This is a genomic window from Flavobacterium aquidurense (assembly GCF_002217195.1).
In the GTDB taxonomy this organism is placed as follows: domain Bacteria; phylum Bacteroidota; class Bacteroidia; order Flavobacteriales; family Flavobacteriaceae; genus Flavobacterium; species Flavobacterium frigidimaris.
Map to the genome: position 1 here is coordinate 1 of NZ_MUGR01000061.1, position 22,585 is coordinate 22,585.

The window sequence follows — 22,585 nt, forward strand, 5'->3', positions numbered from 1 at the left end:
GCCATAAGACGACCAAAAAATGAGTTCGGTGATCTTTCTTGTCTATAATATTGTTCTTTTTTATCTATTAATAATACTATAAACAAAAAGTGAAAATTTATTATTTTTAAAGTTAGAAAGCAGTCCAAAATGGACTGCTTTCTTTAAATTTTCAGAAAAAAAATATGTTACTGAAATGAGTATAAAACCAATCTAAAAGGAGTTGTTGTACTTGTTAATGTATAACCTGTATAACCCGAAACTTGTACTCTAGCAAAATAAAGCCCATTAGGATTCATAAATTGATCGTCTAACGTCTTCAAAAATGAAGGTGCAACGATTGCCGGAGAAGCTGCTGTCGCAGTTGATTTCCAAACACCCGGTTGTAAAGTAACTGTTTTAGCTGTAGCATCTGTCTTTATAGTAAAATAATGATAAACTCTAGCTGCTACAACAGTTGGATTTGCTACAGTAGAGAATCTATACTCTATATAACTTGTTCCGTCAGCATTATTAAACCATGGTTGTATTCTATTAATAAATAAACCTGTACCGGCGCCAGCTTCAGCATTTGCTAATAAAGTTAGAAATAGAGCGGAATTTGCAGACTCAGATTTTGTTGTACTATAGATGTAAGCATATACATTATTACCGCTCTGTGGCATTAGTAATTTGTAGTCTTCAGTTAGTCTAGTTGGTTCATTCCTGAACTTAATCGTTGCGCTAACCCCATTTGTTCCTGTGGCAATAAAGTTGGTAGTAGCACTATCATATAAAAAGTTTGTTAATTTTTGCCCTTTAACTACTACCGGAAGCTTTGAGACAACACCAGTCGGAGTAAATGCAAATGCAACATCGTAAGCCTCCTGACTACCCAAATCTAAAGATGTTGCCGTACCAAAACGCGCATTCGGATTATAATCAAAATCAAACTGATGTGTTACAGCTCCGTCATTAGTTTCCATTACCCTAAACAACGGACTTGCTGCATTACCTTTTAAACTCTGAATGATTGCAGTGTTTTTGGGTAAATCTGTCCAGTCTTGCGCTGTTGCTTTTACAAAACGAAGAAAATGTCCATTTCTATTGGTTCTAAATATAATATCGCCATTTTTTTGTCCATAATAAAAAAATTGAAAATCTCCCAAATATCCTTTTGCTTTAAGCGCCGACGTTGGATAGTTATTAGCGTCAGACAAAAGATGAATTCTATTTCCTGTTGTAAAAACTAAACTTGCGGTACTTCCTGCTTGAATCTCATATTGACTTCTGTAGGTTTTGGTATCTGTATCTGTGCCTAAAGTAAAATCAGAGGCCATATCTACTTTTCCTTCAGGAAGAAATTTAAATAAATGTGTCCAGCCTCCTAATTGTGTACTATCTGTGTAGTAGACTGCTTTCCATCCTTCAGCAGAGGACAGCAAAACGTCGTTCAGTTCTTTTTGACGAGCACTTAATCTTTCTGTAGCATTTTGATCAAATTTAGCATCTACTTCTGTGCTTGTACAAGACACCAGAAGTAAGGCTATAAAAGAAATTATTAAATACTTATATATATATATTGCTTTCATAATATTTATTTTTATAAATTTTATTATCCTTAGTTATTTACTACGGCATCAGTGTTTTTTTGAGCCTGATCTCTTAATGCATAGAAATCTATATTAAAAGCATCTTTATAATATTTTACGACCAATGCTTCTTTTGCTTTAATATTTGCTTTAGCTGTAGCATCTGTAACACTCGCTAGGATTGCATCATATTCAGCTTTTGAACTCGTTAATATTGCAGCAGCAGTTTCAGCAAAATCTTCATAAATATTTAATCTTGCATAACTTGTTACAAAACCTAAATTTCTCGAAGTCGCAATTGGTTCTGTGTACCATGTTGAAGTATAGCCCACAGGAGTTAATTTAGACCAGGCCTGCTCATCAAATGGTTTAGTCTGATTTAAGATATGAACGTATTCATGCTGAATCGTATGAATAAATTGTGTAACATTTGCCCTACTCTTTTTATTCAGATTGTCTACTTGAAAAAGAGTAATTCTTTGCCCCCCTTCTGCCAATCCTAAAGTTAATGTTCCGTTTGTATTTAAATTAACACCTCCAACAAGAACAAACTCTCTGGGAGCTATCTTTTTTACAAAATTTACTCCACCAATAGTTGTATAACTATCAATCCAAATTTTCTTTACGACCTCCATTGCTGGCTGTACTTTTTCGACTTTTGGCGGGAATAAATATCTGGTATTATCGACTGTGTTTTGATCCCATTCATAATATACATTTATGTTATAAAGATCCAGAAAACTCGTACTAATCCATTTGTCTAAATCAGTTTTTGTTGGTACCGAAAAATCTAACCTGCTTTCTGTTGGCTGGTCTTCATGAGCACAAGAAGCAAGTAACAAAACTCCTGCTATTAAAGCTGCCTTATATGTTTTTACTATTTTCATACTATATTATAATTAAAAATTATCTAGGATTTTTTTCAATACCATTATCTGAAGCTCTAAGCGGGATCTGCAATGCTCTTCGTTTATCGTCTTTTTCTAAAACGTTATTACGAATTATTTTACCAAACTCCAGAGTATTGTGTGTTACAACAAGATTAAATCGTTTAATATCAAACCATCGAAGCCCTTCACGTATAAAATCTTTTCTTTTTGCTTCAGCTATAGCTTTTATATAAGAAGCCTGAAGAGGAGTTAAGGCGTAGAACGGGGTAAACTCGTTTGCAATTACTGGATATTTAGCTTGTACAACTGTTTCATTCATTAAATCTGTTGCGGCATTGTATCCTGATGTTCTGGTTCCTAAAAAGAATCCTAACTCTGTATTAGCTTCTGCCATCCTATTTTTCATTACTAAAGCTTCAATTCTATTCAGATACAATTCATCATTACTGAATAATACGGTAGCGGTATAAGCTTGTCCAATACCTGCTGTAATATTAGTAACTTTAAAATATTCATAAAGTTTTGGAACAACAACCATCACGCCCCCATAATACTGACCCTGAGCTCTTATTAAATTAGGTTTATTCCACATATTTGCCTGATTTCCTAATATCTCATCTGACCTATTTCCTGCAAGAGCAAATCTGTACGAACCTGCTCTATTTGCAATAGAATTAGGGTAATCGATCAATAAATTCGTTTCTTGCTCTGCTTTAGAGTATTCCAAAGACATTTGAGTAAAAGGAACTGCATTAAAAGCAGTCCAGTTTCTAATTCTTGTAGGTTTAGAACCGATCCCTTCAGAATATTCCAGTACTTTGTCCCAATCACCTTTTATTAAATAAAAACGACATGCAAAAGCTTTAGCCGCTTCAACATTGAAATGAAACTTAGGTTCTTTATAATTATTGGTTACATATTTCAGACCTTCTGTAATGTCCTGCTCTATAAGGTCAAAAACTTCCTTAACGGTATTTCGTTTATATTGAACCAGTAATGAAGTTTCTGGTTTAGTAATATAAGGAACACCTAAATCAGTTGTTGCTGTAGCAGGATTGTAACGATTTGACCATAAAGAAACCAACATGAAGTGATTGTAAGCTCTGGCAATTAATGCCTCCCCTTTTTGAGGATTCAAACTAACAGGGTTTCCTAGCTTTTCAATAGAAGCCAAAGCTTGATTTGCTGCCGCTATTGATGCATACGATTCCGTCCAAAATCCATTTTGAGTTTCGTATCCAATCTGAGTGTGCATTTCCCAGTTATAACTCTGATCGTTATTTAGATTCGCAGCCTCTTTTAATTCTGTGTCGAAAACATTATCTGACATCACTTCTGCAATTGCAAAATAAGAGTTGTTAGGATAAGCGGTAACCAACAATTCAGATATTTTTTCAGGTGTATCTATCATAGTTCGGTTGTCTGGTACTTCTGAAAGAAATTCGTCACAACTGCTAATACCGAGCAGTATTAATAATGACAGTGTTATTTTTATATTTTTCATAATTAATTTTATTGTTAAAATGAAAGGTTAATTGCAAAAGTGTATTGTGCTGTAATAGGAAAAGCTACCCCACCTGTATTACGAAACTCAGGATCCTGACCGTGTAAGTTTTTATCTGAATAAATCAACCATGGATTAACAGCTGATCCTTTCAAATTAAAAGTACTTACTCCCAGTTTTCTCTTAAACTCACTTGGGAATTCCCAGCCAAGAGAAATATTTTTTAATCTCACAAAATCACCGCTTGCTACTCTTACATCAGAAAAATTATAAGTATTATACGCGATTTCTAAGTCTCTTTCCCCGTAATTTCTATTCAACAACTTATCTGCAATGACTGGAACATTTGTAGTGTTTTCATCACCTGGGTTGATCCATCTGTTAGCAAATTCTTTTGTAAAAACAGTCTGATCAGTGTATTTGTTACTGTAAACAGGGTTTAATCTTATTTTATTTCCTCCAGATCCAACTACGAAAACATATAGTGACCAACTTTTATAAGTAAAGGTATTAGCAAAACCAATAGATTTATTAGGTTCAACCGATCCTTCATATTTCAAATACTTCATAACATCATTTGTATCTTGAAAATCAGCTTCTGTTATATTATTAGCAGCACCATCTTGCAATTTGAAAGTTGGTAATCCTTGATTATTTAATCCAGTAAACTGATAAGAATACAAGGAATTTCTAGGATGCCCAACAGTATTTCCTCCATTTGCAGCGATTAAATCAAATACAGCTGGTTTATTGGCTAATTTTGTAATTTTCTGATCGTAAACAGAAAAATTCAATGTGGTAGACCATTTAAAATCTTTTGAAACAATATTTTGAGTAGTAAAACCAAGTTCAATACCTTTAGTTTCCATGTCGGCATTATTTCCCTGTTTAACACTTTGCCCACCAACTCCAGATGTAATTACATAATCAATAAGATCAAATGCTTTACGTCTGTAAACATCTGTAGTTAACTGAACTCTGTTTCTGAACATTCCAAGATCTAAACCAATATTAGTTTCATATTGTTTTTCCCATGTCAAATCTCCATTTTGCAAATCTTCAATTCTGATGGCATTTTCTCTGTCACTAGTATTAAAACGGTTTGTGATAAAACTCTTATAAATAGCTAATGAATTTGTTGCAGGGCCTGCTGTTGCTGTTAAACCGTATGAAGCCCTAAGTGCTAAAGTATTAACAGATTCAACATTCTTCATGAAGTTTTCTTCCTTTACATTCCATTTTCCACTTACTGTATAGGTAGGCAACCATCTTGAAGAACCAGTATCACCTTGTCTGTTTGATCCGTCATAACGACCTGTAATAGATGCTGTATAACGACGATCGTAAGTGTATCCTACTTTTCCAAAGAAACCAACCGTACGCTCTCTCTCTGCTCCAAAATCATAATAAGAATTACCTTCATTTATCAATTTCTCGATTAATCTAGGATCAACAAAAGCAGTAAGTCCTTTTTCGTATTGAATTCCTGCAGCTGTAAAGTTGTCATTGTTTCTGTCTACTGATCTAAACTCTGTACCAAAGAAGCCTTCAAGTTCATGTTTAACGTTAAAGGTATTTCTGTACGTAACACTATTTCTAACATTGTACGAAGTCATGTCATTAGTATATTTTCTCAAGAATCCTCCGTTTTCCAACACTGAAACTTTTGGTGCCGTTAAATCATTTGGATTTTGATATAAGAATGCATTATCTTTTTGAATTTGAGTATTTAAAGTAGCTCCAACTCCTGCATTGTATGCCCCTACTACATTTGAGCCTTCATAAATTTTGTGCTCTCTTGATGTATTCGCATAACGGGCAGAACCTGTAAAGTTGTACGTTAAATGTTTGTTGATTTTATAATCTATGTCTGCTTGAAAACGAATATCGTTTACTTTTATTCCCATAGTATTATTTTTCAATTCTTTTAAGATATTCATAGGAGCCCAATTGTTTTGGTAGTACTCATAATTACCATTTTCGTCATAAGGTCTCAATGTTCTGCTGGTACTTAACACATAGTTAAACGGGTTAATATCGAAATCTCTGGTTACTTTACCAAATACAACGTCATTTTTACTTTCATAAGTACCCGGAGCTTCCTGATCACGAACAGAAGCCAGTGTTGACAAAGTAATATTTAATCTGTCGTTGATATAAAATGTACCTTTTAAGTTTGATGACAATTGTTTTACATTATCCGCCAAAGTCCATCCCGGATCTGTGTAATATCCTAAAGAGCCATAAAAGGTGTTGTTTTTTCCTCCACCAGAAAAGCTTAACGAGTGATTTTGTGTAATAGAGGGTCTAAATAAAACTTTGAACCAGTCTGTATTCCCTAATTCGTATTTTTTCAAAAATTCATTGATATTCGGTTGCTCATTTCTAACACCAAATTGGCCATTTGATTCGTTATAACGATTAATTTCTTTAGCCAAAATACCGTATACACCACTAAATCTAGCTGTCAATGATGAACTTTGGGTAAGATACCCCTTAGCTCTCATTTCTTGAAAAACACTCATAGATTCCTGAGAATTCAAAATATCGTATTGTGTGTAACTTGGGACAGTTCTCACTGTATTTTCTACAGAATAACTTACTTTTAGAGGAGAATCCCTACGTCCTTGTTTAGTCGTAACAACTACAACCCCATTTAACGATCTTGAACCGTAGATTGAAGTAGCTGACGCATCTTTAAGAATTTCAATACTTTGAATATCATTTGCATTTAATCCTGCTACAGCAGAACTTAATAAGGTGGCTGAATTTCCGGAAGCTAAATCTGCAAATGAAACATTGATAATATCTTCCTGCACTACTCCGTCAATAACCCATAGAGGTTTTGTATCTCCAAAAATAGAAGAAGATCCACGAACTGTAATTTTAGGTGTCGAACCAAAAGACCCGGTAACGTTTTGTACGGTTACCCCTGCAGCTTTACCCTCGATCATTCTGCTGACATCTACTACACCATCAACTTTTAATTCAGAACCTGAAATTTTGCTGATTGCACCTGTAAAAGTTCTTTTAGAAGTTTTTTCGTAACCCGTAGTTACTACTACTTCTTTTAAATTTTGCCCTTCATCATTTAAGACAATCGTTGGATTTGTGTTTCCTACTCCAATTTCTTTGGACTCCATTCCCACATAAGAAATTACAAGTTTATCACTGCCAGAAGGCACTTCGATAGTAAATCTACCATCAAAATCAGTAAGAACAGCATTTTTTGTTCCTTTTACAGAAACCGTAGCTCCTGGTAACGGGCTGCCATTAGCATCGGTAACCACACCTTTGATAATTGGACCTGCCGTTAATATTTCAAACAGCGAATTACCGGTGTCTGAACTTGTAAAAGAATCAGCAGTATTCTTCTGTAAAACAATTTGATTGCTTACTTCCGTATAGGTTATATTAAAAGGTATTAAAATTCGGTTAAGAATGCTTGACAGCATTTCCTGATCTGCATCTATACTTACTTTTTGGGCAAGCTGAGGCAGTCTTGAGTTATAAGAAAATTTTACATGGGCAGATTTCTCCAGCTTAGATAACGCATTGTCTAATGTTAAATTAGCAACATTAATGGTAACCTTGGTATCTAGTTTTTTTTGCCCATTTACATTATTTGCCATGGCAACACTTGAAAATACAAGCGCCAGGACAAACTGAAATAGTGTTATTTTCATGATTCGATGGAGTAATCGTTGTTTAACAACTGGTTTTTTCATAATTTTGGATTGTTTTGATTAATACTGATTCGAGTGTATTTTAAGAAACATTATGAGTTACTCTTTACAGAGAGTAATTCAATTCAATTTAAGTGTCGATAATGTTACAGCATTTCGGCACTTTTTTTCTGCATTATCATCTTTTACATAGGCATATATTATTTTTTAGTTGAGACTGTTTTTGGTTGTTGTTGTTCTTTCCAAATTCAAATCGAGCTATATAATTACAGTTATAAAGCGGGATTAGTTACATCCTTCAGATGTTATAATGATCTGGTTTCCATTCATTTCAAAACTGGTATTATTGCCTATGCTATTACAGACAATTTTCAGTTTTTCTGTCAAAGGCTGATCACTGAGTGAAGTGGTAAGGTGACAATCTTTTAATTTATTCTTAGGATAATCAATATCCACCAGATAAGCCTGTTCTATTGTCTGGAAGATCTGTGATACAGGAATATCAGTGAATTCAAAACTCAATTGTTCAATATTACCAACACTGCGCGTTAATGTAACATCTTGGGTAATATTTGTAATTTTATTGAAACTTAAATCGCTACGTAAAAAGCGAAGTGCCTGATTTGGAAGTAAAACCACTTCTTCCTGATTTGATTTAGCTACTAAATCATTCGATTTTACCCTAACTTTACCGGTGCGCACAAGAACTTCAACGTCAGGCTGATCAGAATAAGCCTTTACTCTAAAACTAGTTCCAACAACCTTCGTAACGATTTCGTTTGCATAAACAAAAAAAGGCTTTTTAGGATTTTTACTAATTTCAAAGAAACCTTCGCCGGACAAATACACCTTTCTTTCGTTTCCGGTAAAGATTTTAGGATAACTTAATTTACTATTGGGTTGCAATAAAACAGAACTGCCATCAGACAATGTGATGATTTGTGGTTTATCCGAATTATTAGTCTGCTCGACTAATCCTTCACTGTTTTCGTCTATAAGTTCTTTATAAGTAATCACAGTACTTTTTGGACTGATCTGATTTTGATAAAACCAAACAGATAAAATGCCAAAAACTAAAATGGCTGCAGCTCCGCTAAAGAAATATTTTCTAAGAGTTTTTACTTTTGAATCGTGAATTGAATTAATGTGCTTTTCTTTTTCTTCAATTTTAATCCATGTAGTTTGTAACGCGTTGTGGATATCAGATGGTGATAAATTAGAATCCGGCACTTTCATGGCCAACAATAATAATCTTGCATCTTCTACCAACTTGGCACGCTGGCGGCTTTCTAAAGTCCACTCTTCCCAACCATCCTCGTCAATTTTAAATAAAATCCATGACTGGAATGATTCGTCAGACAAAAAATCTTCAATTTCGGTATATTTATTACGTTTTTGCATTTAAAAATAAGGTTACAAAAACATAGAGGACACTTTTCTTATTATATACTCACTAAATTGTGATTTTTTTTTATTTATTTTAAAATAAATTTAACATGTAGTTAAAGATAGTAGTATAATTAACGAAAGGTTGCCTTTCCATTCCTTGCGTAATGTCAGTAAACCGCGATATAACAGATTACTTGCAGACTGATAATTAACCTCTAACATATCGGCAATTTGTTCTACCGTTAATCCTTGGTGATAGCGCAAATACAAAGCTTCTTTTTGACGTGCAGGCAGTTCATTTAATAATTTATTCAAATAGACTACTTTTTCTTTTGTAGCATAGTCATCATCGATAAGTTCGTTTTCTACTGAAAATTCTAAAAGAAATGATATAGCATCAGTACTTGTAGCTTTGCGAAAAATATGATCACGTTCATGCAAACGGGCGATTCGCTTACGCACGCTTGATAACAAATAGGCTTTTACAACAACGGAATTTTGCAATCCGTTACGATATACCCAGATATCGGTAAAGACATCCTGAACACAATCTTGTACTTTTTCAGCATACGGAGAAAGTGAATTTCCGTAATTGACTAAATCTCCATAATATTTCTCGAATAATATCGAAAAAGATTTTTCATCGCCATCTTTCAAGTTATTCCAAAGCGTAACATCGTTAAAAGTCTTTACTTGTAAAAATTTGGTCTTCATATTAATTTGCGGTAGAATTCTTGAAAATAAGCACTTGGTTTTAACATAAAGAATACGTTTTTTTAACATTATTCTCTACTTCTGTGCGATAAATATATAAAAGCAATTATACAAAACAAATTTTATTTACATAGAAAAAGCAATTTCCTAACATAGAAAACCGCCTCGTTTATTGACCTGCCACGGGTTAGCCCTAATTTTAAAATGTATCAACACTTAAAATTATTTTACAATTGTCAGATTTTACCTCCATATATTTAATCTTATTTTTTAACAAAATTATAAGGGTTACCTTTTTGTGTATTTTAAAGAATAAAATAATCAAACGTCGATCTTTGATCCAAAATTTTAAAAGAACAATAAGAAATCAAAAGACGGCACTAAGAATTACATAATTAAAAGCATTACTTAAAACAAATGCCATAAAAAAAAGCCTTGCTTTTTAGCAAGACTTTAAATGAATTATTTGATAAAATAGCTTAGAAAGCTACATTCCATCTTGGTAATTTTGCATTTTCATCTAAGAAATTCTGCAAAACCTGTCCTTCAACTGCAGTTGGAATCGCTTTGACATCTGCATTAAAAGTTTCGTACCAAACTACTTCTAAAGCTGAAATGCTTTCCAGTTTCATTTGTGCCGGCCATGAATATTTTCTTCCTGTTTTAGCAAATTGGTGTCCGTTTACAATTTTGTCGTATAACCCGCCATTTTTGCTTTTTAGAGTTCCGTCATTCTGAACAGTCCCTGTAGAAGCAACCATGATTAACTCTTTTGCATCACCTTCGACAGCATAGACAACAAAAACACCTGCACCAGCTTCAGGAGCATTGCAAACTTGTTCTAAACTGTCTTCCATTGTAAAAGTAAAACTATTGCTTACTTTAAATTTTTCTAATTCTTTGTACATATTTCTTATTTTAAGCTTCTATCCCAATAGCTATCGGAACTAAGTTGCTACGTTTTTAATTACATTCCTAACATTTTAAAAATGTAAAAAAGTCTCAACACAATATTGAGACTTTTTTTTGGAATTTTTTATTTTGAAAATTGGAGATTATCCAAGAATTTCTTTCACTTTTTTACCAATTTCAGCTGGCGAATCAACAACGTGAATTCCGTTGTCTCTCATAATTTGTTTTTTAGCAGCAGCCGTATCATCAGAACCACCAACAATAGCACCTGCGTGACCCATTGTTCTACCAGCAGGAGCAGTTTCTCCGGCGATAAAACCAACAACTGGTTTACGATTACCATCAGCTCTAACCCATTTAGCAGCATCAGCTTCTAATTGACCTCCAATTTCACCAATCATGATGATAATTTCAGTTTCAGGATCGTTCATTAACAATTCAACAGCTTCTTTAGTTGTAGTTCCAATAATTGGATCTCCACCAATACCAATAGCTGTAGTAATTCCTAAACCTTGTTTTACAACCTGGTCAGCAGCTTCATAAGTTAAAGTTCCTGATTTAGAAACGATACCAACTGTTCCTTTTTTGAAAACGAAACCTGGCATAATACCAACTTTAGCTTCACCCGGAGTAATTACTCCCGGACAGTTTGGCCCGATTAATCTGGAATTTCTTTCTTTAACATAATTATTTGCTTTAATCATATCTGCTACAGGAATTCCTTCTGTAATAGCAATAATTACTTTGATTCCAGCATCAGCAGCTTCCATAATTGCATCAGCAGCAAAAGCTGGCGGTACAAAAATGATAGATGTATCAGCTCCGGCTTGCTCAACAGCATCTTTTACTGTATTAAAAACCGGACGGTCTAAATGGCTAGTTCCCCCTTTACCAGGAGTAACACCACCAACAACATTAGTACCGTACTCAATCATTTGAGAAGCGTGGAAAGTTCCTTCGCTTCCTGTAAATCCTTGAACAATTATTTTGGAATCTTTATTAACTAAAACACTCATGATATATATTTTATGTAGTTTTTAAAATTGTGATGCAAAAGTAAGGTTTTGTAACGTATTTTAACCTTTTTGTCTTCAAAAAAATTAAGAAAATTGACTCATTTGATAACCGCGATACAATTTATCATCTTTTATTTGCCAAATTATAGCAAAATGGGCCAATAACATCTCTTCTCGTGGGTTCTCAATCGTTTTCACAAAATGCGAATATCGAACTGAAACTAAGTCATCTTCAGCTAAAATATGGCTTATTCTTACTTTCGACCGTACATAGGCACGACTAAGCTCATTTGCCATATCCAGCATTGAATTATAATCCATCTCAATCAATCCTTTGGTGCTGTTCCAATCCAACTTTACATCAGGATGTAAATAAATTTTCATGATATCGCTATCAATTAAGGCGTCTGACTTGTAAAATTTCTGAACAAATTCTTTAATAGACATATTACTTCAATTTATTTAAAATTTCAGGAATCTTTTTGATGTAGGCTAATTGTTTCAACTTTTCTCTTGATTCTTCGATTGGAGTTCCAAAGTAAGATTTTCCTCCTTCTACCGACTTGGTAACTCCGGTTTGTCCCATAATAACAGCCTTCGCTCCTATCGTGATGCCGCTTGTAGTACCAACTTGTCCCCAGATTGTAACTTCGTCTTCGATAATGACACAACCTGCAATACCGGTTTGTGAAGCAATCAGACATTTTTCACCAATCACGGTATCATGTCCGACATGCACCTGATTGTCCAGTTTTGTTCCTTCGCCAATAGTGGTATCGCCAGTAACTCCTTTGTCAATGGTACAAAGTGCGCCAATGCCAACATTGTCTTTTATTACTACTCTTCCACCTGAAAGGAGCTGATCAAACCCATCCGGACGTTTTTTATAATAGAAAGCATCAGCTCCTAAAATAGATCCCGCATGAATAATTACATTATCTCCAATTACGGTATGATCGTAAATCGTAACATTAGGATGTATTAAACAGTTTTTTCCAATTGTTACGAAGTTTCCAATAAAACAATTGGGCTGAATAACGGTACCTTCTCCTATAGTTGCAGACAGCGCTATTGAAACAGTTGTCGCCTGAAACGGTCTAAAATGTTTGGTAAGGGTGTTAAAATCTCTAAAAGGATCATCAGAAATTAAAAGAGCTTTACCTTCCGGGCAATCTACTTTTTTATTAATTAAAATAATAGTAGCTGCCGACTGTAAAGCTTTGTCATAATATTTTGGATGGTCGACAAAAACAATATCTCCTGGCTCAACAACATGTATTTCGTTCATGCCTGAAACAGGGAAGTTTGGGTCGCCAATAAATTCGCATTGAAGCAAATTAGCAATTTCTTGTAAAGAATGAATCTTTGGAAATTTCATATTTTATAATTAGAAAATTTATCAATTAGAGAATGTGCCAATTAGAAAATGTGTCAATCAGAAAATGAATGCTCAAAATTGTGATGATTCACTAATTTTCTAATTGACCCATTGACAAATTATCTAATTAAAAAACTACTCTTTTACACGCTCCATGTAATTACCTGAAGCTGTATCAATTTTAATTTTATCTCCTTCGTTGATAAACAACGGAACGTTTACTGTTGCTCCGGTTTCTACCGTAGCAGATTTAGTAGCATTTGTAGCTGTATTTCCTTTTACTCCAGGCTCAGCATAAGTAACTTCAAGAATTACAGAAGATGGCATATCTACTGATAAAGGCAAATCAGTTTCAGTATTTACCTGAACCATTACACTTGTTCCTTCTTTTAATAATCCCGGAGCATCCAAAATGTTTTTATTCAAAGAAATTTGCTCAAAAGATTCTGTATTCATGAAATGAAATTCATCTCCTTCAGCATATAAAAACTGATAGTTATGCGTTTCTACACGCACATCCTCAATTTTGTGTCCTGCAGAAAATGTATTATCCAACACTCTTCCTGTAGTTAAACTTCTTAATTTTGTTCTTACGAAAGCTGGACCTTTACCAGGTTTTACGTGAAGAAATTCGACTATTTTATAGATATCGTGATTAAATTTAATACACAATCCGTTTCTAATATCTGATGTAGATGCCATTTTACTTTGTTTTATTTAATATTTTGTTGATTTGTTTAATCGTNNACGATTAAACAAATCAACAATTAAACTTTTATTTAATAGTTTCCTGAATAACCTTTCATAATTCCTCGTGATGAATTTCTGATAAAATCTAAAATTTCATCTCTCTCAGGAGTAGCTTCCATTTCAGCTTCAATAATACTTAAAGCTTGTGTTGTATTGTAATTCTTCTGGTATAAAATTCTGTAAATTTCCTGAATTTCTCTAATTTTTTCAGTACTAAATCCTCTTCTTCTTAAACCAACTGAATTAATTCCAACATAAGACAACGGTTCTTTTGCCGCTTTTGTATACGGCGGAACATCTTTTCTTACCAATGATCCACCGGAAATCATAGCATGATCTCCAATATGAATAAACTGATGAATAGCTGCCAAACCACCAATTACTGCGTGATTACCAACGACAACGTGACCTGCCAGAGCAACTCCGTTTACAATAATAGCATTATTTCCTATTTCGCAATCGTGCGCAATATGGGCATAAGCCATAACTAAACAGTTATTTCCTAAAATTGTTTGTCCTGAAGCAACTGTACCTCTATTGATTGTTACACACTCTCTAATAGTACAATTATCTCCTATAATAGCTAAAGAATCTTCTCCTCCAAATTTTAAATCTTGTGGTACTGCAGAAATTACTGCTCCTGGAAAAATATTACAATTTTTTCCAATACGGGCACCTTCCATGATGGTTACATTTGAACCAATCCACGTACCATCACCAATAATAACATTATTGTGAATTGTTGTAAAAGGCTCAATTACAACGTTTTTAGCGATTTTAGCGCCGGGATGAACATATGCTAATGGTTGATTCATCTGTGAGTTTTATATTTTATATTAAAATAGTCTAATTTGGGCAACAAACGTAAACAATAAAATCGATAAATATTATTGTTTTCTTGCAATTTGAGCCATTAATTCTGCCTCTGTTACCAATTTTCCATTTGCGTATGCATTTGCCTGCATGTGACAGATTCCTCTTCTGATAGGAGAAATCAATTCGCATTTAAAAATTAAGGTATCACCAGGCAATACTTTATGCTTGAACTTAACATTATCAATTTTCATGAAATATGTCAAATAATTTTCAGGATCCGGAACTGTGCTTAATACTAAAATCCCACCTGTTTGTGCCATTGCTTCAACAATTAAAACACCCGGCATAACCGGAGCTTCAGGAAAATGTCCTACGAAGAAATTTTCATTCATCGTTACATTTTTCATCCCTACCACATGACTATCAGACATTTCTATAATTCTGTCAATTAACAAAAATGGAGGTCTGTGTGGCAATACGGCCATAATTTTATGAATATCCATCAAAGGCTCCAGATTTAAATCATAAACCGGAACATGATTTCTTTGTTCAATTTTGATAATTTTAGCTAGTTTTTTAGCAAACTGTGTATTCACATAATGCCCAGGTTTATTAGCAATAATTTTTCCCTGAATTCTAACTCCAATCAAAGACAAATCTCCAACAACATCTAATAATTTATGTCTTGCAGCTTCGTTTGGATAGTGTAAAGTAAGATTGTCTAAAACACCATTTGGCTTAACCGAAATTTTGTCTTTACCAAATGCTTTCTTTAAGTTCTCCATTGTAGCATCAGAAATTTCTTTATCTACATATACAATAGCATTGTTTAAATCTCCTCCTTTAATGAGTCCGTTCTCTAAAAGAGATTCTAACTCATGTAAGAAACTAAACGTTCTTGAATTAGCAATTTCCTCTTTAAAGTCAGCTATACTTTTCATAGTTGCATTTTGAGTACCTAAAACTTTAGTACCAAAATCAACCATTGCAGTAACCTGATAATCATCGCTTGGCATTACCAAAATCTCGCTTCCGGTAGTTTCGTCAGTAAACGAAATAACTTCTTTTACTACATAAACATTACGTTTAGCTCCTTGCTCTTCGATTCCGGCATTTTCAATCGCTTCAACAAAATATTTTGAAGAACCATCCATAATAGGCAGTTCTGAAGCATTCAATTCAATAATAACATTATCCAAATCACAGCCAACTAATGCGGCTAAAACGTGTTCCGGAGTTTGAATTTTTACACCTAATTTTTCTAAGTTAGTACCTCTTTGCGTATTAACAACATAATTAGCATCAGCCTCAATGACTGGCTGGCCTTGCAAATCTACTCTTACAAAAGTGAAACCATTATTAATTGGAGCCGGTTTAAAAGTCATTGTAACTTCTTTTCCAGTGTGTAATCCAACGCCTGTTAGTGAAATTTCATTTTTGATGGTCTTCTGTTTAACCATTATTTCCATTTTTTGGGTTTATTATTTGTTTTTTTAATTCATCAATTTCGGCAACAATCTTAGGCAGATTTTTGAAATGAACATACGATTTGTTAAAATCTGTATATGCCAGAGACGGAGTCCCCTGTAATGTTTCATCATCTTTAATGTTTCTTGCTACTCCTGACTGAGCCTGCAATCTGACATTATTACCTATAATTAAGTGGCCTGCGATACCTACTTGCCCGCCAATCATACAGTTTTCTCCAATTTTCGTAGAACCAGCAACACCTGATTGCGCTGCAATTACGGTATTTTTACCAATTTCTACATTATGGGCAATCTGAATCTGATTGTCTAATTTAACTCCTTTTCTAATTATTGTAGATCCCAGAGTTGCACGGTCTATTGTGGTGTTTGCCCCAATATCTACATTATCTTCTATAACAACGTTCCCAATTTGAGGAACCTTACTATATACTCCTTCTTCATCCGGTACAAAACCAAAACCATCCGCGCCAATAATAGTTCCCGAATGAATTGTACAATTATTACCTATAATGGTTTCAGAATAAATTTTAGCGCCTGCAAAAATATACACATTATCGCCAATAACAACATTATCGCCAATAAAACTGTTTGGATAAATTTTCACATTGTCACCCAACACTACATTTTGTCCTATATAACTAAAGCTTCCTAAATATAAATTCTCTCCATATTTAGTTCCTTCACTCATAAAAGAATGTGCTTCGATTCCATTTTTATTCAATTTTACCTGATTGTAAAACTGTAAAAGCTTAGAGAAAGAGGCGTAAGCGTCTTCTACTTTGATTAAAGTCGTGGTAATATCTTGTTCGGGGATAAAGCTGTCATTAACTATAGTTACTGAAGCCTTTGTAGTGTAGATGTAATTGATATATTTTGGATTAGCCAAAAAAGTAAGGGATCCTTCCTCACCTTCTTCGATTTTAGACAGCCGAGAAACTTCTGCATTGGGATTCCCAACAACTTCTCCTTCTAAAATTCCTGCTATTTGTTCTGCTGTAAATTTCATTGCGACAAAAATATAAAAAATAGATTTTAAATGTTAATTTTAGATAAGTTGTTTTGGAAAACAGATGTAATATTTTGTCACCAATTTAGATAACGATTTCAAATTCAGCTGATCAGATGCTTCTACAACGTCCTCAATTGTTTTATCTTTTTTCAAAATTCGTATCGGTTCAGCTTCTTTACTGTAAGCCTGATTTTTTATTTTTCCTCTAAAAATAAAATACCCTGCCTCTAATTGTGTAATATGGTGGTCGTTAGCAAATTTTTCTTTCAACGATTGCGATTCTTCTGCCGAAATTTTTTCAGCGCTCAATTTAATTTTTAATAAATCCCTATTAATAAGCATCTTACTCAAAGTAGACAATATAAAATCATCTTGCTTCTGCCAGGCTTTTAAGGCGCTAATAATATCAAAATCATCTAGTTGAGAGAATAAATCTAATTTTTCAGCATCAAAATCCTCCAAAGACACTTTATTTTGCATAAAATACAAAAGAGGCTCACTGCAAGGCAAACTAATTCCTTTTAATGTTAATTCTTTCGCTCTTTTTAGAACATTCATCAAAATTAACTCCGCCACTAAACTTGTTTTATGCAAATAGGCCTGCCAGTACATTAATCTTCTTGAAAGCAGGAATTTTTCAACAGAATAAATCCCTTTTTCTTCAATAACCAAAGTTCCCTCAACAACATTCATCATCTGAATCAAACGTTCAGAATTAACATTTCCTTCCGCAACTCCGGTATAAAAGCTATCACGTTTTAAATAATCCATTCGATCCATATCCAATTGACTAGAAATCAATTGCAGCATAAATTTCCTGTGATAATCACCTTTAAAAACCTGAATTGCCAAACTCAATCTCCCGTCAAATTCGTCATTGAGCTGATTCATAAACAATAACGAAATCGCTTCATGATTAACATCTTCAACAATACTTTTTTCCATAGCATGCGAAAATGGCCCGTGACCAATATCATGCAGCAAAATAGCAATAAGCAAAGCATTTTCCTCTTCAGCCGAAATTGCAACTCCTTTGAATCGAAGTGTTTCAACTGCTTTTTGCATTAAATGCATACAGCCCAAAGCATGATGAAAACGCGTGTGATTGGCTCCCGGATAAACCAAATACGACATTCCCATTTGCGAAATACGGCGTAAACGCTGAAAATACGGATGCTGAATTAAGTCGTAAATAAGTTCGTTCGGGATAGAAATAAACCCGTAGATAGGGTCATTGAATATTTTTAACTTATTGATATGAGTCACTCTTTGGTTATTTTTAGGTCAACAAATATAAGTAAATAACCATAAACAGCTTTGCGTTTTTCATTTAAAAATCAATATTAAATTGTCTTGATTTTCAAGGCGATATTCAATTTGGATACAATTTTTATTAAAAAAACACTATTTATAATTCTGAAATTTATACTATTTTTAATACTTTTTAAGTTCTATACTTCTAAATTGCATTAAAATTAAACACGTTTATGGATAAGATAAAAATACTTTGGGTCGACGATGAAATCGATCTTTTAAAGCCTCATATATTATTTCTCGAGAAAAAAAACTACGCTGTAACTACTTGTAACAACGGTTTAGATGCTATCGCTTTGTTTGAAGAAGACAATTTTGACATTGTTTTTTTAGATGAAAATATGCCGGGAATGAGTGGTTTGGAAACGCTTTCTGAAATGAAAGAAAAAAAATCAGCAACTCCAATGATCATGATCACAAAAAGTGAAGAAGAATACATAATGGAAGAAGCCATAGGTTCTAAAATCGCTGATTACTTAATAAAACCGGTAAATCCGAATCAGATTTTACTGAGTTTAAAAAAGAATCTGGATCATTCGAGATTAATTTCAGAGAAAACAACTTTGGATTATCAGAAAGAATTCCGAAAAATCTCTATGGAAATGGCGATGGTCAACTCTTATGAAGATTGGGTTGAATTGTATAAAAAATTGATTTTTTGGGAATTAGAACTCGAAAATATCAATGACCAGGGAATGATTGAGATTCTTGAATCCCAGAAAGTGGAAGCCAATTCGCAATTTGGAAAATTTATCGAGAGAAATTATGAAGACTGGTTTGCGCCAAAAGCCGACAAACCAATTCAGTCTCATACCTTGTTTAAGGAATTGGTAGTTCCTGAAATCAAAAAGAAAGACAAGCCAATTTTGTTTGTTGTGATAGACAATTTGCGCTACGATCAATGGAAATCATTTGAAACTGTAGTAGCTAATTATTATAAATTAGAGAAAGAAGTTCCTTATTATTCTATTCTTCCAACTGCAACCCAATACGCCAGAAATGCTATTTTCTCTGGTTTACTGCCTACAGAAATGGAAAAACAATTCCCGCAATATTGGAAAAATGACGTTGAAGAAGGCGGTAAAAACCTTTACGAAGCTGAATTTTTAAGCGCACAATTAAAACGTTTAGGATTGAACATTAAGGAAGATTATTTTAAAATCACGAATTATGCCGGCGGAAAAAAACTAGCCGAAAACTTCAAAGCCCTAAAAGGAAACGATTTAGTAACGGTGGTTTACAATTTTGTAGATATGCTGTCGCATGCCAAAACTGAAATGGACGTAGTAAAAGAACTTGCTTCTGATGATAAAGCGTATCGCTCCTTAACATTAAGCTGGTTCAAAAATTCTCCGCTTTTAGAAATTATTCAACAGGCACAACTTTTAGGTTTCAAATTAATCCTGACTACAGATCACGGAACAATTAATGTAAAAAACCCGTCAAAAGTAGTTGGGGATAAAAATACAAGTTTAAATTTGCGCTATAAAACAGGTCGTAGTTTAACATACGAACAAAAAGATGTTTATGTAGTAAAAGAACCGAAAGATATTGGCCTGCCGGCTATAAACATGAGCAGTTCGTTTATATTCGCTAAAAATGATTTCTTTTTGGCTTACGTAAACAATTACAATCATTATGTAAGTTATTACAGAAATACATACCAACACGGAGGAATTTCGTTAGAAGAAATGATTATTCCGTTTTTGGTATTTAATCCAAAATAGAAAAGTTTTCAGTCACAGTTTCCAGTAAAAAGAAATTGCCACAGATTCACACAGATTTAGAAAAAATCAATACATCTTTTTAATCTGTGGCAAAAAAAAAGGCAGTTTACAGTTTCTAACTGAGAATAAAAACCGGGACTGAGACTATAATTAATAAACAATAGAAATGAATATCGTTTTTTCATTAGATCAAATTCAGGAAGTAGCAGAGAAAATTATAGCTTCAAATCCCAAAAAAATCATTCTTTTTAATGGAGAAATGGGAGTTGGAAAAACTACTTTAATCAAACAATTATGTAAAAACCTTGGAGTTCAGGACGCTACAAGCAGCCCAACTTTTTCTTTAGTTAACGAGTATTATACTACTGACAATCAAATAGTTTATCATTTTGATTTTTACCGATTAAATAAAGAAACCGAAGCGCTTGACATGGGAGTTGATGATTATTTGTATTCAGGGAATTGGTGTTTTATTGAATGGTCAGAAAAAATCGCAAGCTTAATTCCAGAAGAACATTCTGTTGTTACAATTGAGTTATTGGCAGATGGAGAAAGAGAATTGAAATTAGAATAAAAATTCCACAGAGATTCACGAAGATTTCGCAAAGTTTTTGTAATAATTCTTTGTATGACTTTGCGAAATCTTAGCGAGTCCCTATGAAACAACATACATATATAATGAATGCAGTAGAAATAATCCCTTTCTCTTCAGATCTGAAAGAACCAATCAAAACCTTGAATAAGGAATGGCTTCAAAAATATTTCAGAGTTGAAGAAAAAGACGAAATAGTACTTTCGAATCCTAAGGAAGAGATCATAGACAAGGGCGGATTGATTTTTTATGCTAAATATAATAATGAAATCCTCGGAACTGTTTCCCTGCTAAAGATTGATGCCGTTACTTTTGAATTAAGTAAAATGGCGGTTTCCGATAAAGCTCAGGGACTGGGAATTGGAAATAAATTATTAGCGCATTGTATGACTGTAGCCAAAGAAAATAAAATTCAGAAACTCTTTTTGTATTCAAATCGAAAATTACTTCCTGCCATTCATTTATATGAAAAATTCGGTTTTGTCGAAGTCCCTTTAGAAAATGTAAGTTATGAACGGGCGGATATTAAAATGGAGAAAATCATGCCTTAATTTGATGTTGTAGTATTAGCAGATTTTTTACATTGATTTTAAAACTTTTTACGTAATTTGTACTCTTAATTTTTGTATCACCCATGTCAATTACCTTAACTCCATTTACGAAACAACAATTGTTGCCACAAGAAGAAAAACTTGAAATTGGCCGATTCAAAAGCGAGCTTTTTATAGGAATTCCTAAAGAAACAAGTTATCAGGAACGTCGTATTTGCCTGACTCCTGACGCAGTAAATTCGTTGACTTATGAAGGTCACCGCGTAATGATTGAATCCGGAGCCGGTGAAAGTTCAAGTTATTCTGATAAGGAATATTCAGATGCAGGAGCAGAAGTTACAAAAGACACTAAAAAAGTCTTTGGCTGTCCGCTCCTATTAAAGGTAGAACCGCCAACACTAGCTGAGATTAAAATGATAAATCCTGAAACGATTATCATTTCGGCTATTCAATTGAAAACCAAAAAGAAAGAATATTTTGAAGCTTTGGCTCAAAAAAAGATTACAGCACTCGCGTTTGAATATATAAAGGACGAAGATGGTTCTTATCCTGCTGTAAAATCATTAAGTGAAATTGCCGGAACAGCTTCTATACTTATTGCTGCCGAATTGATGATTACTGATGAATTTGGAAAAGGACTTCTGTTCGGAAACATTACCGGTGTCCCTCCTACTGAAGTTGTGATTTTAGGTGCAGGAACTGTTGGTGAGTTTGCGGCCAAAACCGCTATAGGCCTAGGTGCAAATGTGAAAGTTTTTGACAATTCGATAACAAAATTACGCCGTTTACAAAACAATCTAAACCAAAGAATCTTTACATCTACAGTGCAGCAAAAAGCATTACTAAAAGCCTTGCGTCGTTGTGATGTTGCAATTGGTGCCATGCGCGGTAAAGAACGTTGTCCTATTATAGTGACAGAAACCATGGTAGAGCATATGAAAAAAGGTGCTGTCATTGTTGATGTGAGCATTGATACCGGAGGGTGTTTTGAAACTTCTGAAGTTACCACTCACGAAAAACCAACTTTTATCAAAAGCAATGTTTTGCATTACTGCGTTCCTAATATCCCTTCCCGATATTCTAAAACCGCCTCATTATCAATCAGTAACATTCTGACCCCGTATTTACTTCAAATTGCTGAAGATGGCGGATTAGAAAGTGCTATAAGATGCAATAAAGGTTTAAAAAACGGAATTTACTTATATCACGGAATTTTAACCAACAAAGCTATTGGCGAATGGTTTGATTTGCCTGATAACGATATCAATTTACTTGTATTTTAAGGGAACTTTAGTGT

At 33.8% G+C, this 22,585-nt stretch carries 19 protein-coding genes; 4 read left to right on the top strand and 15 right to left on the bottom strand.

All coding sequences use genetic code 11. The features are described from left to right. Window positions 1–167 precede the first annotated feature (167 nt). From B0A67_RS23305 to B0A67_RS23375, 15 genes are all read right to left on the bottom strand, one after another. Complete coding sequence (locus B0A67_RS23305; RefSeq protein ID WP_072963499.1) at window positions 168–1,550, bottom strand: DUF4302 domain-containing protein; 1,383 nt, start codon at window positions 1,548–1,550, stop codon at window positions 168–170. 29 nt (window positions 1,551–1,579) lie between these two features. Further along, window positions 1,580–2,437 (bottom strand): zinc-binding metallopeptidase, encoded by an 858-nt coding sequence (locus tag B0A67_RS23310; protein ID WP_072963502.1) that lies wholly within the window; start codon window positions 2,435–2,437, stop codon window positions 1,580–1,582. A gap of 19 nt (window positions 2,438–2,456) precedes the next feature. Beyond that, window positions 2,457–3,944 carry a RagB/SusD family nutrient uptake outer membrane protein gene (locus tag B0A67_RS23315; protein WP_072963505.1) on the bottom strand — a complete coding sequence of 496 codons (1,488 nt, stop codon included), beginning with the start codon at window positions 3,942–3,944 and terminating at the stop codon, window positions 2,457–2,459. 14 nt (window positions 3,945–3,958) lie between these two features. Beyond that, complete coding sequence (locus B0A67_RS23320; protein WP_072963508.1) at window positions 3,959–7,672, bottom strand: SusC/RagA family TonB-linked outer membrane protein; 3,714 nt, start codon at window positions 7,670–7,672, stop codon at window positions 3,959–3,961. A 243-nt stretch (window positions 7,673–7,915) separates the two neighbouring features. Next, window positions 7,916–9,031: a FecR family protein gene (locus B0A67_RS23325; protein WP_072963511.1), complete on the bottom strand. Its 1,116-nt coding sequence runs from the start codon at window positions 9,029–9,031 to the stop codon at window positions 7,916–7,918. Between the two features lie 90 nt (window positions 9,032–9,121). Continuing rightward, window positions 9,122–9,733: an RNA polymerase sigma factor gene (locus tag B0A67_RS23330; RefSeq protein ID WP_072963515.1), complete on the bottom strand. Its 612-nt coding sequence runs from the start codon at window positions 9,731–9,733 to the stop codon at window positions 9,122–9,124. A gap of 479 nt (window positions 9,734–10,212) precedes the next feature. Then, complete coding sequence (locus tag B0A67_RS23335; RefSeq protein ID WP_072963518.1) at window positions 10,213–10,641, bottom strand: hypothetical protein; 429 nt, start codon at window positions 10,639–10,641, stop codon at window positions 10,213–10,215. A 147-nt stretch (window positions 10,642–10,788) separates the two neighbouring features. Further along, window positions 10,789–11,661: a succinate--CoA ligase subunit alpha gene (sucD, locus tag B0A67_RS23340; protein WP_047775108.1), complete on the bottom strand. Its 873-nt coding sequence runs from the start codon at window positions 11,659–11,661 to the stop codon at window positions 10,789–10,791. Window positions 11,662–11,745: 84 nt separating this feature from the next. Beyond that, a complete protein-coding gene (locus tag B0A67_RS23345; RefSeq protein ID WP_072963522.1) occupies window positions 11,746–12,108 on the bottom strand; it encodes a hypothetical protein in 363 nt (120 codons plus the stop codon). 1 nt (window position 12,109) lies between these two features. After that, on the bottom strand, window positions 12,110–13,039 hold the full coding sequence (locus B0A67_RS23350; protein WP_072963525.1) for a UDP-3-O-(3-hydroxymyristoyl)glucosamine N-acyltransferase: 930 nt from the start codon (window positions 13,037–13,039) through the stop codon (window positions 12,110–12,112). Window positions 13,040–13,174: 135 nt separating this feature from the next. Beyond that, on the bottom strand, window positions 13,175–13,741 hold the full coding sequence (gene efp / locus B0A67_RS23355) for an elongation factor P (RefSeq protein WP_072963528.1): 567 nt from the start codon (window positions 13,739–13,741) through the stop codon (window positions 13,175–13,177). A gap of 77 nt (window positions 13,742–13,818) precedes the next feature. After that, window positions 13,819–14,604, bottom strand: a complete 786-nt coding sequence (gene lpxA / locus B0A67_RS23360; RefSeq protein ID WP_017497513.1) for an acyl-ACP--UDP-N-acetylglucosamine O-acyltransferase — start codon at window positions 14,602–14,604, stop codon at window positions 13,819–13,821. Window positions 14,605–14,676: 72 nt separating this feature from the next. Next, complete coding sequence (locus tag B0A67_RS23365; RefSeq protein ID WP_072963601.1) at window positions 14,677–16,065, bottom strand: bifunctional UDP-3-O-[3-hydroxymyristoyl] N-acetylglucosamine deacetylase/3-hydroxyacyl-ACP dehydratase; 1,389 nt, start codon at window positions 16,063–16,065, stop codon at window positions 14,677–14,679. Next, entirely contained in the window at window positions 16,058–17,101 is a 1,044-nt protein-coding gene (gene lpxD / locus B0A67_RS23370) for a UDP-3-O-(3-hydroxymyristoyl)glucosamine N-acyltransferase (protein ID WP_072963532.1), read from the bottom strand. Before lpxD ends, B0A67_RS23365 begins: the two co-directional genes overlap by 8 nt. A 39-nt stretch (window positions 17,102–17,140) precedes the next feature. Then, window positions 17,141–18,370: an HD domain-containing protein gene (locus B0A67_RS23375; RefSeq protein ID WP_072963536.1), complete on the bottom strand. Its 1,230-nt coding sequence runs from the start codon at window positions 18,368–18,370 to the stop codon at window positions 17,141–17,143. Window positions 18,371–18,591: 221 nt separating this feature from the next. Between B0A67_RS23375 and porX the strand changes: the two genes are divergently transcribed. From porX to B0A67_RS23395, 4 genes are all read left to right on the top strand, one after another. Continuing rightward, the gene (gene porX / locus B0A67_RS23380; RefSeq protein WP_072963540.1) at window positions 18,592–20,145 is read left to right on the top strand and encodes a T9SS response regulator signal transducer PorX; all 1,554 of its coding nucleotides are present in this window, start codon (window positions 18,592–18,594) and stop codon (window positions 20,143–20,145) included. Window positions 20,146–20,311: 166 nt separating this feature from the next. After that, window positions 20,312–20,719, top strand: coding sequence for a tRNA (adenosine(37)-N6)-threonylcarbamoyltransferase complex ATPase subunit type 1 TsaE (tsaE, locus tag B0A67_RS23385; protein WP_072963543.1), 408 nt, complete (start codon window positions 20,312–20,314; stop codon window positions 20,717–20,719). Between the two features lie 83 nt (window positions 20,720–20,802). Further along, window positions 20,803–21,288: a GNAT family N-acetyltransferase gene (locus B0A67_RS23390; protein WP_084074614.1), complete on the top strand. Its 486-nt coding sequence runs from the start codon at window positions 20,803–20,805 to the stop codon at window positions 21,286–21,288. 83 nt (window positions 21,289–21,371) lie between these two features. Then, on the top strand, window positions 21,372–22,571 hold the full coding sequence (locus B0A67_RS23395) for an alanine dehydrogenase (RefSeq protein WP_072963546.1): 1,200 nt from the start codon (window positions 21,372–21,374) through the stop codon (window positions 22,569–22,571). Window positions 22,572–22,585: the final 14 nt, after the last annotated feature.

Coding starts and splice junctions, on each gene's coding strand:
- B0A67_RS23305 (WP_072963499.1), bottom strand. CDS start 1,550: ATGAAAGCAATATATATATATAAGTATTTAATAATTTCTTTTATAGCC.
- B0A67_RS23310 (WP_072963502.1), bottom strand. CDS start 2,437: ATGAAAATAGTAAAAACATATAAGGCAGCTTTAATAGCAGGAGTTTTG.
- B0A67_RS23315 (WP_072963505.1), bottom strand. CDS start 3,944: ATGAAAAATATAAAAATAACACTGTCATTATTAATACTGCTCGGTATT.
- B0A67_RS23320 (WP_072963508.1), bottom strand. CDS start 7,672: ATGAAAAAACCAGTTGTTAAACAACGATTACTCCATCGAATCATGAAA.
- B0A67_RS23325 (WP_072963511.1), bottom strand. CDS start 9,031: ATGCAAAAACGTAATAAATATACCGAAATTGAAGATTTTTTGTCTGAC.
- B0A67_RS23330 (WP_072963515.1), bottom strand. CDS start 9,733: ATGAAGACCAAATTTTTACAAGTAAAGACTTTTAACGATGTTACGCTT.
- B0A67_RS23335 (WP_072963518.1), bottom strand. CDS start 10,641: ATGTACAAAGAATTAGAAAAATTTAAAGTAAGCAATAGTTTTACTTTT.
- sucD (WP_047775108.1), bottom strand. CDS start 11,661: ATGAGTGTTTTAGTTAATAAAGATTCCAAAATAATTGTTCAAGGATTT.
- B0A67_RS23345 (WP_072963522.1), bottom strand. CDS start 12,108: ATGTCTATTAAAGAATTTGTTCAGAAATTTTACAAGTCAGACGCCTTA.
- B0A67_RS23350 (WP_072963525.1), bottom strand. CDS start 13,039: ATGAAATTTCCAAAGATTCATTCTTTACAAGAAATTGCTAATTTGCTT.
- efp (WP_072963528.1), bottom strand. CDS start 13,741: ATGGCATCTACATCAGATATTAGAAACGGATTGTGTATTAAATTTAAT.
- lpxA (WP_017497513.1), bottom strand. CDS start 14,604: ATGAATCAACCATTAGCATATGTTCATCCCGGCGCTAAAATCGCTAAA.
- B0A67_RS23365 (WP_072963601.1), bottom strand. CDS start 16,065: ATGGTTAAACAGAAGACCATCAAAAATGAAATTTCACTAACAGGCGTT.
- lpxD (WP_072963532.1), bottom strand. CDS start 17,101: ATGAAATTTACAGCAGAACAAATAGCAGGAATTTTAGAAGGAGAAGTT.
- porX (WP_072963540.1), top strand. CDS start 18,592: ATGGATAAGATAAAAATACTTTGGGTCGACGATGAAATCGATCTTTTA.
- tsaE (WP_072963543.1), top strand. CDS start 20,312: ATGAATATCGTTTTTTCATTAGATCAAATTCAGGAAGTAGCAGAGAAA.
- B0A67_RS23390 (WP_084074614.1), top strand. CDS start 20,803: ATGAAACAACATACATATATAATGAATGCAGTAGAAATAATCCCTTTC.
- B0A67_RS23395 (WP_072963546.1), top strand. CDS start 21,372: ATGTCAATTACCTTAACTCCATTTACGAAACAACAATTGTTGCCACAA.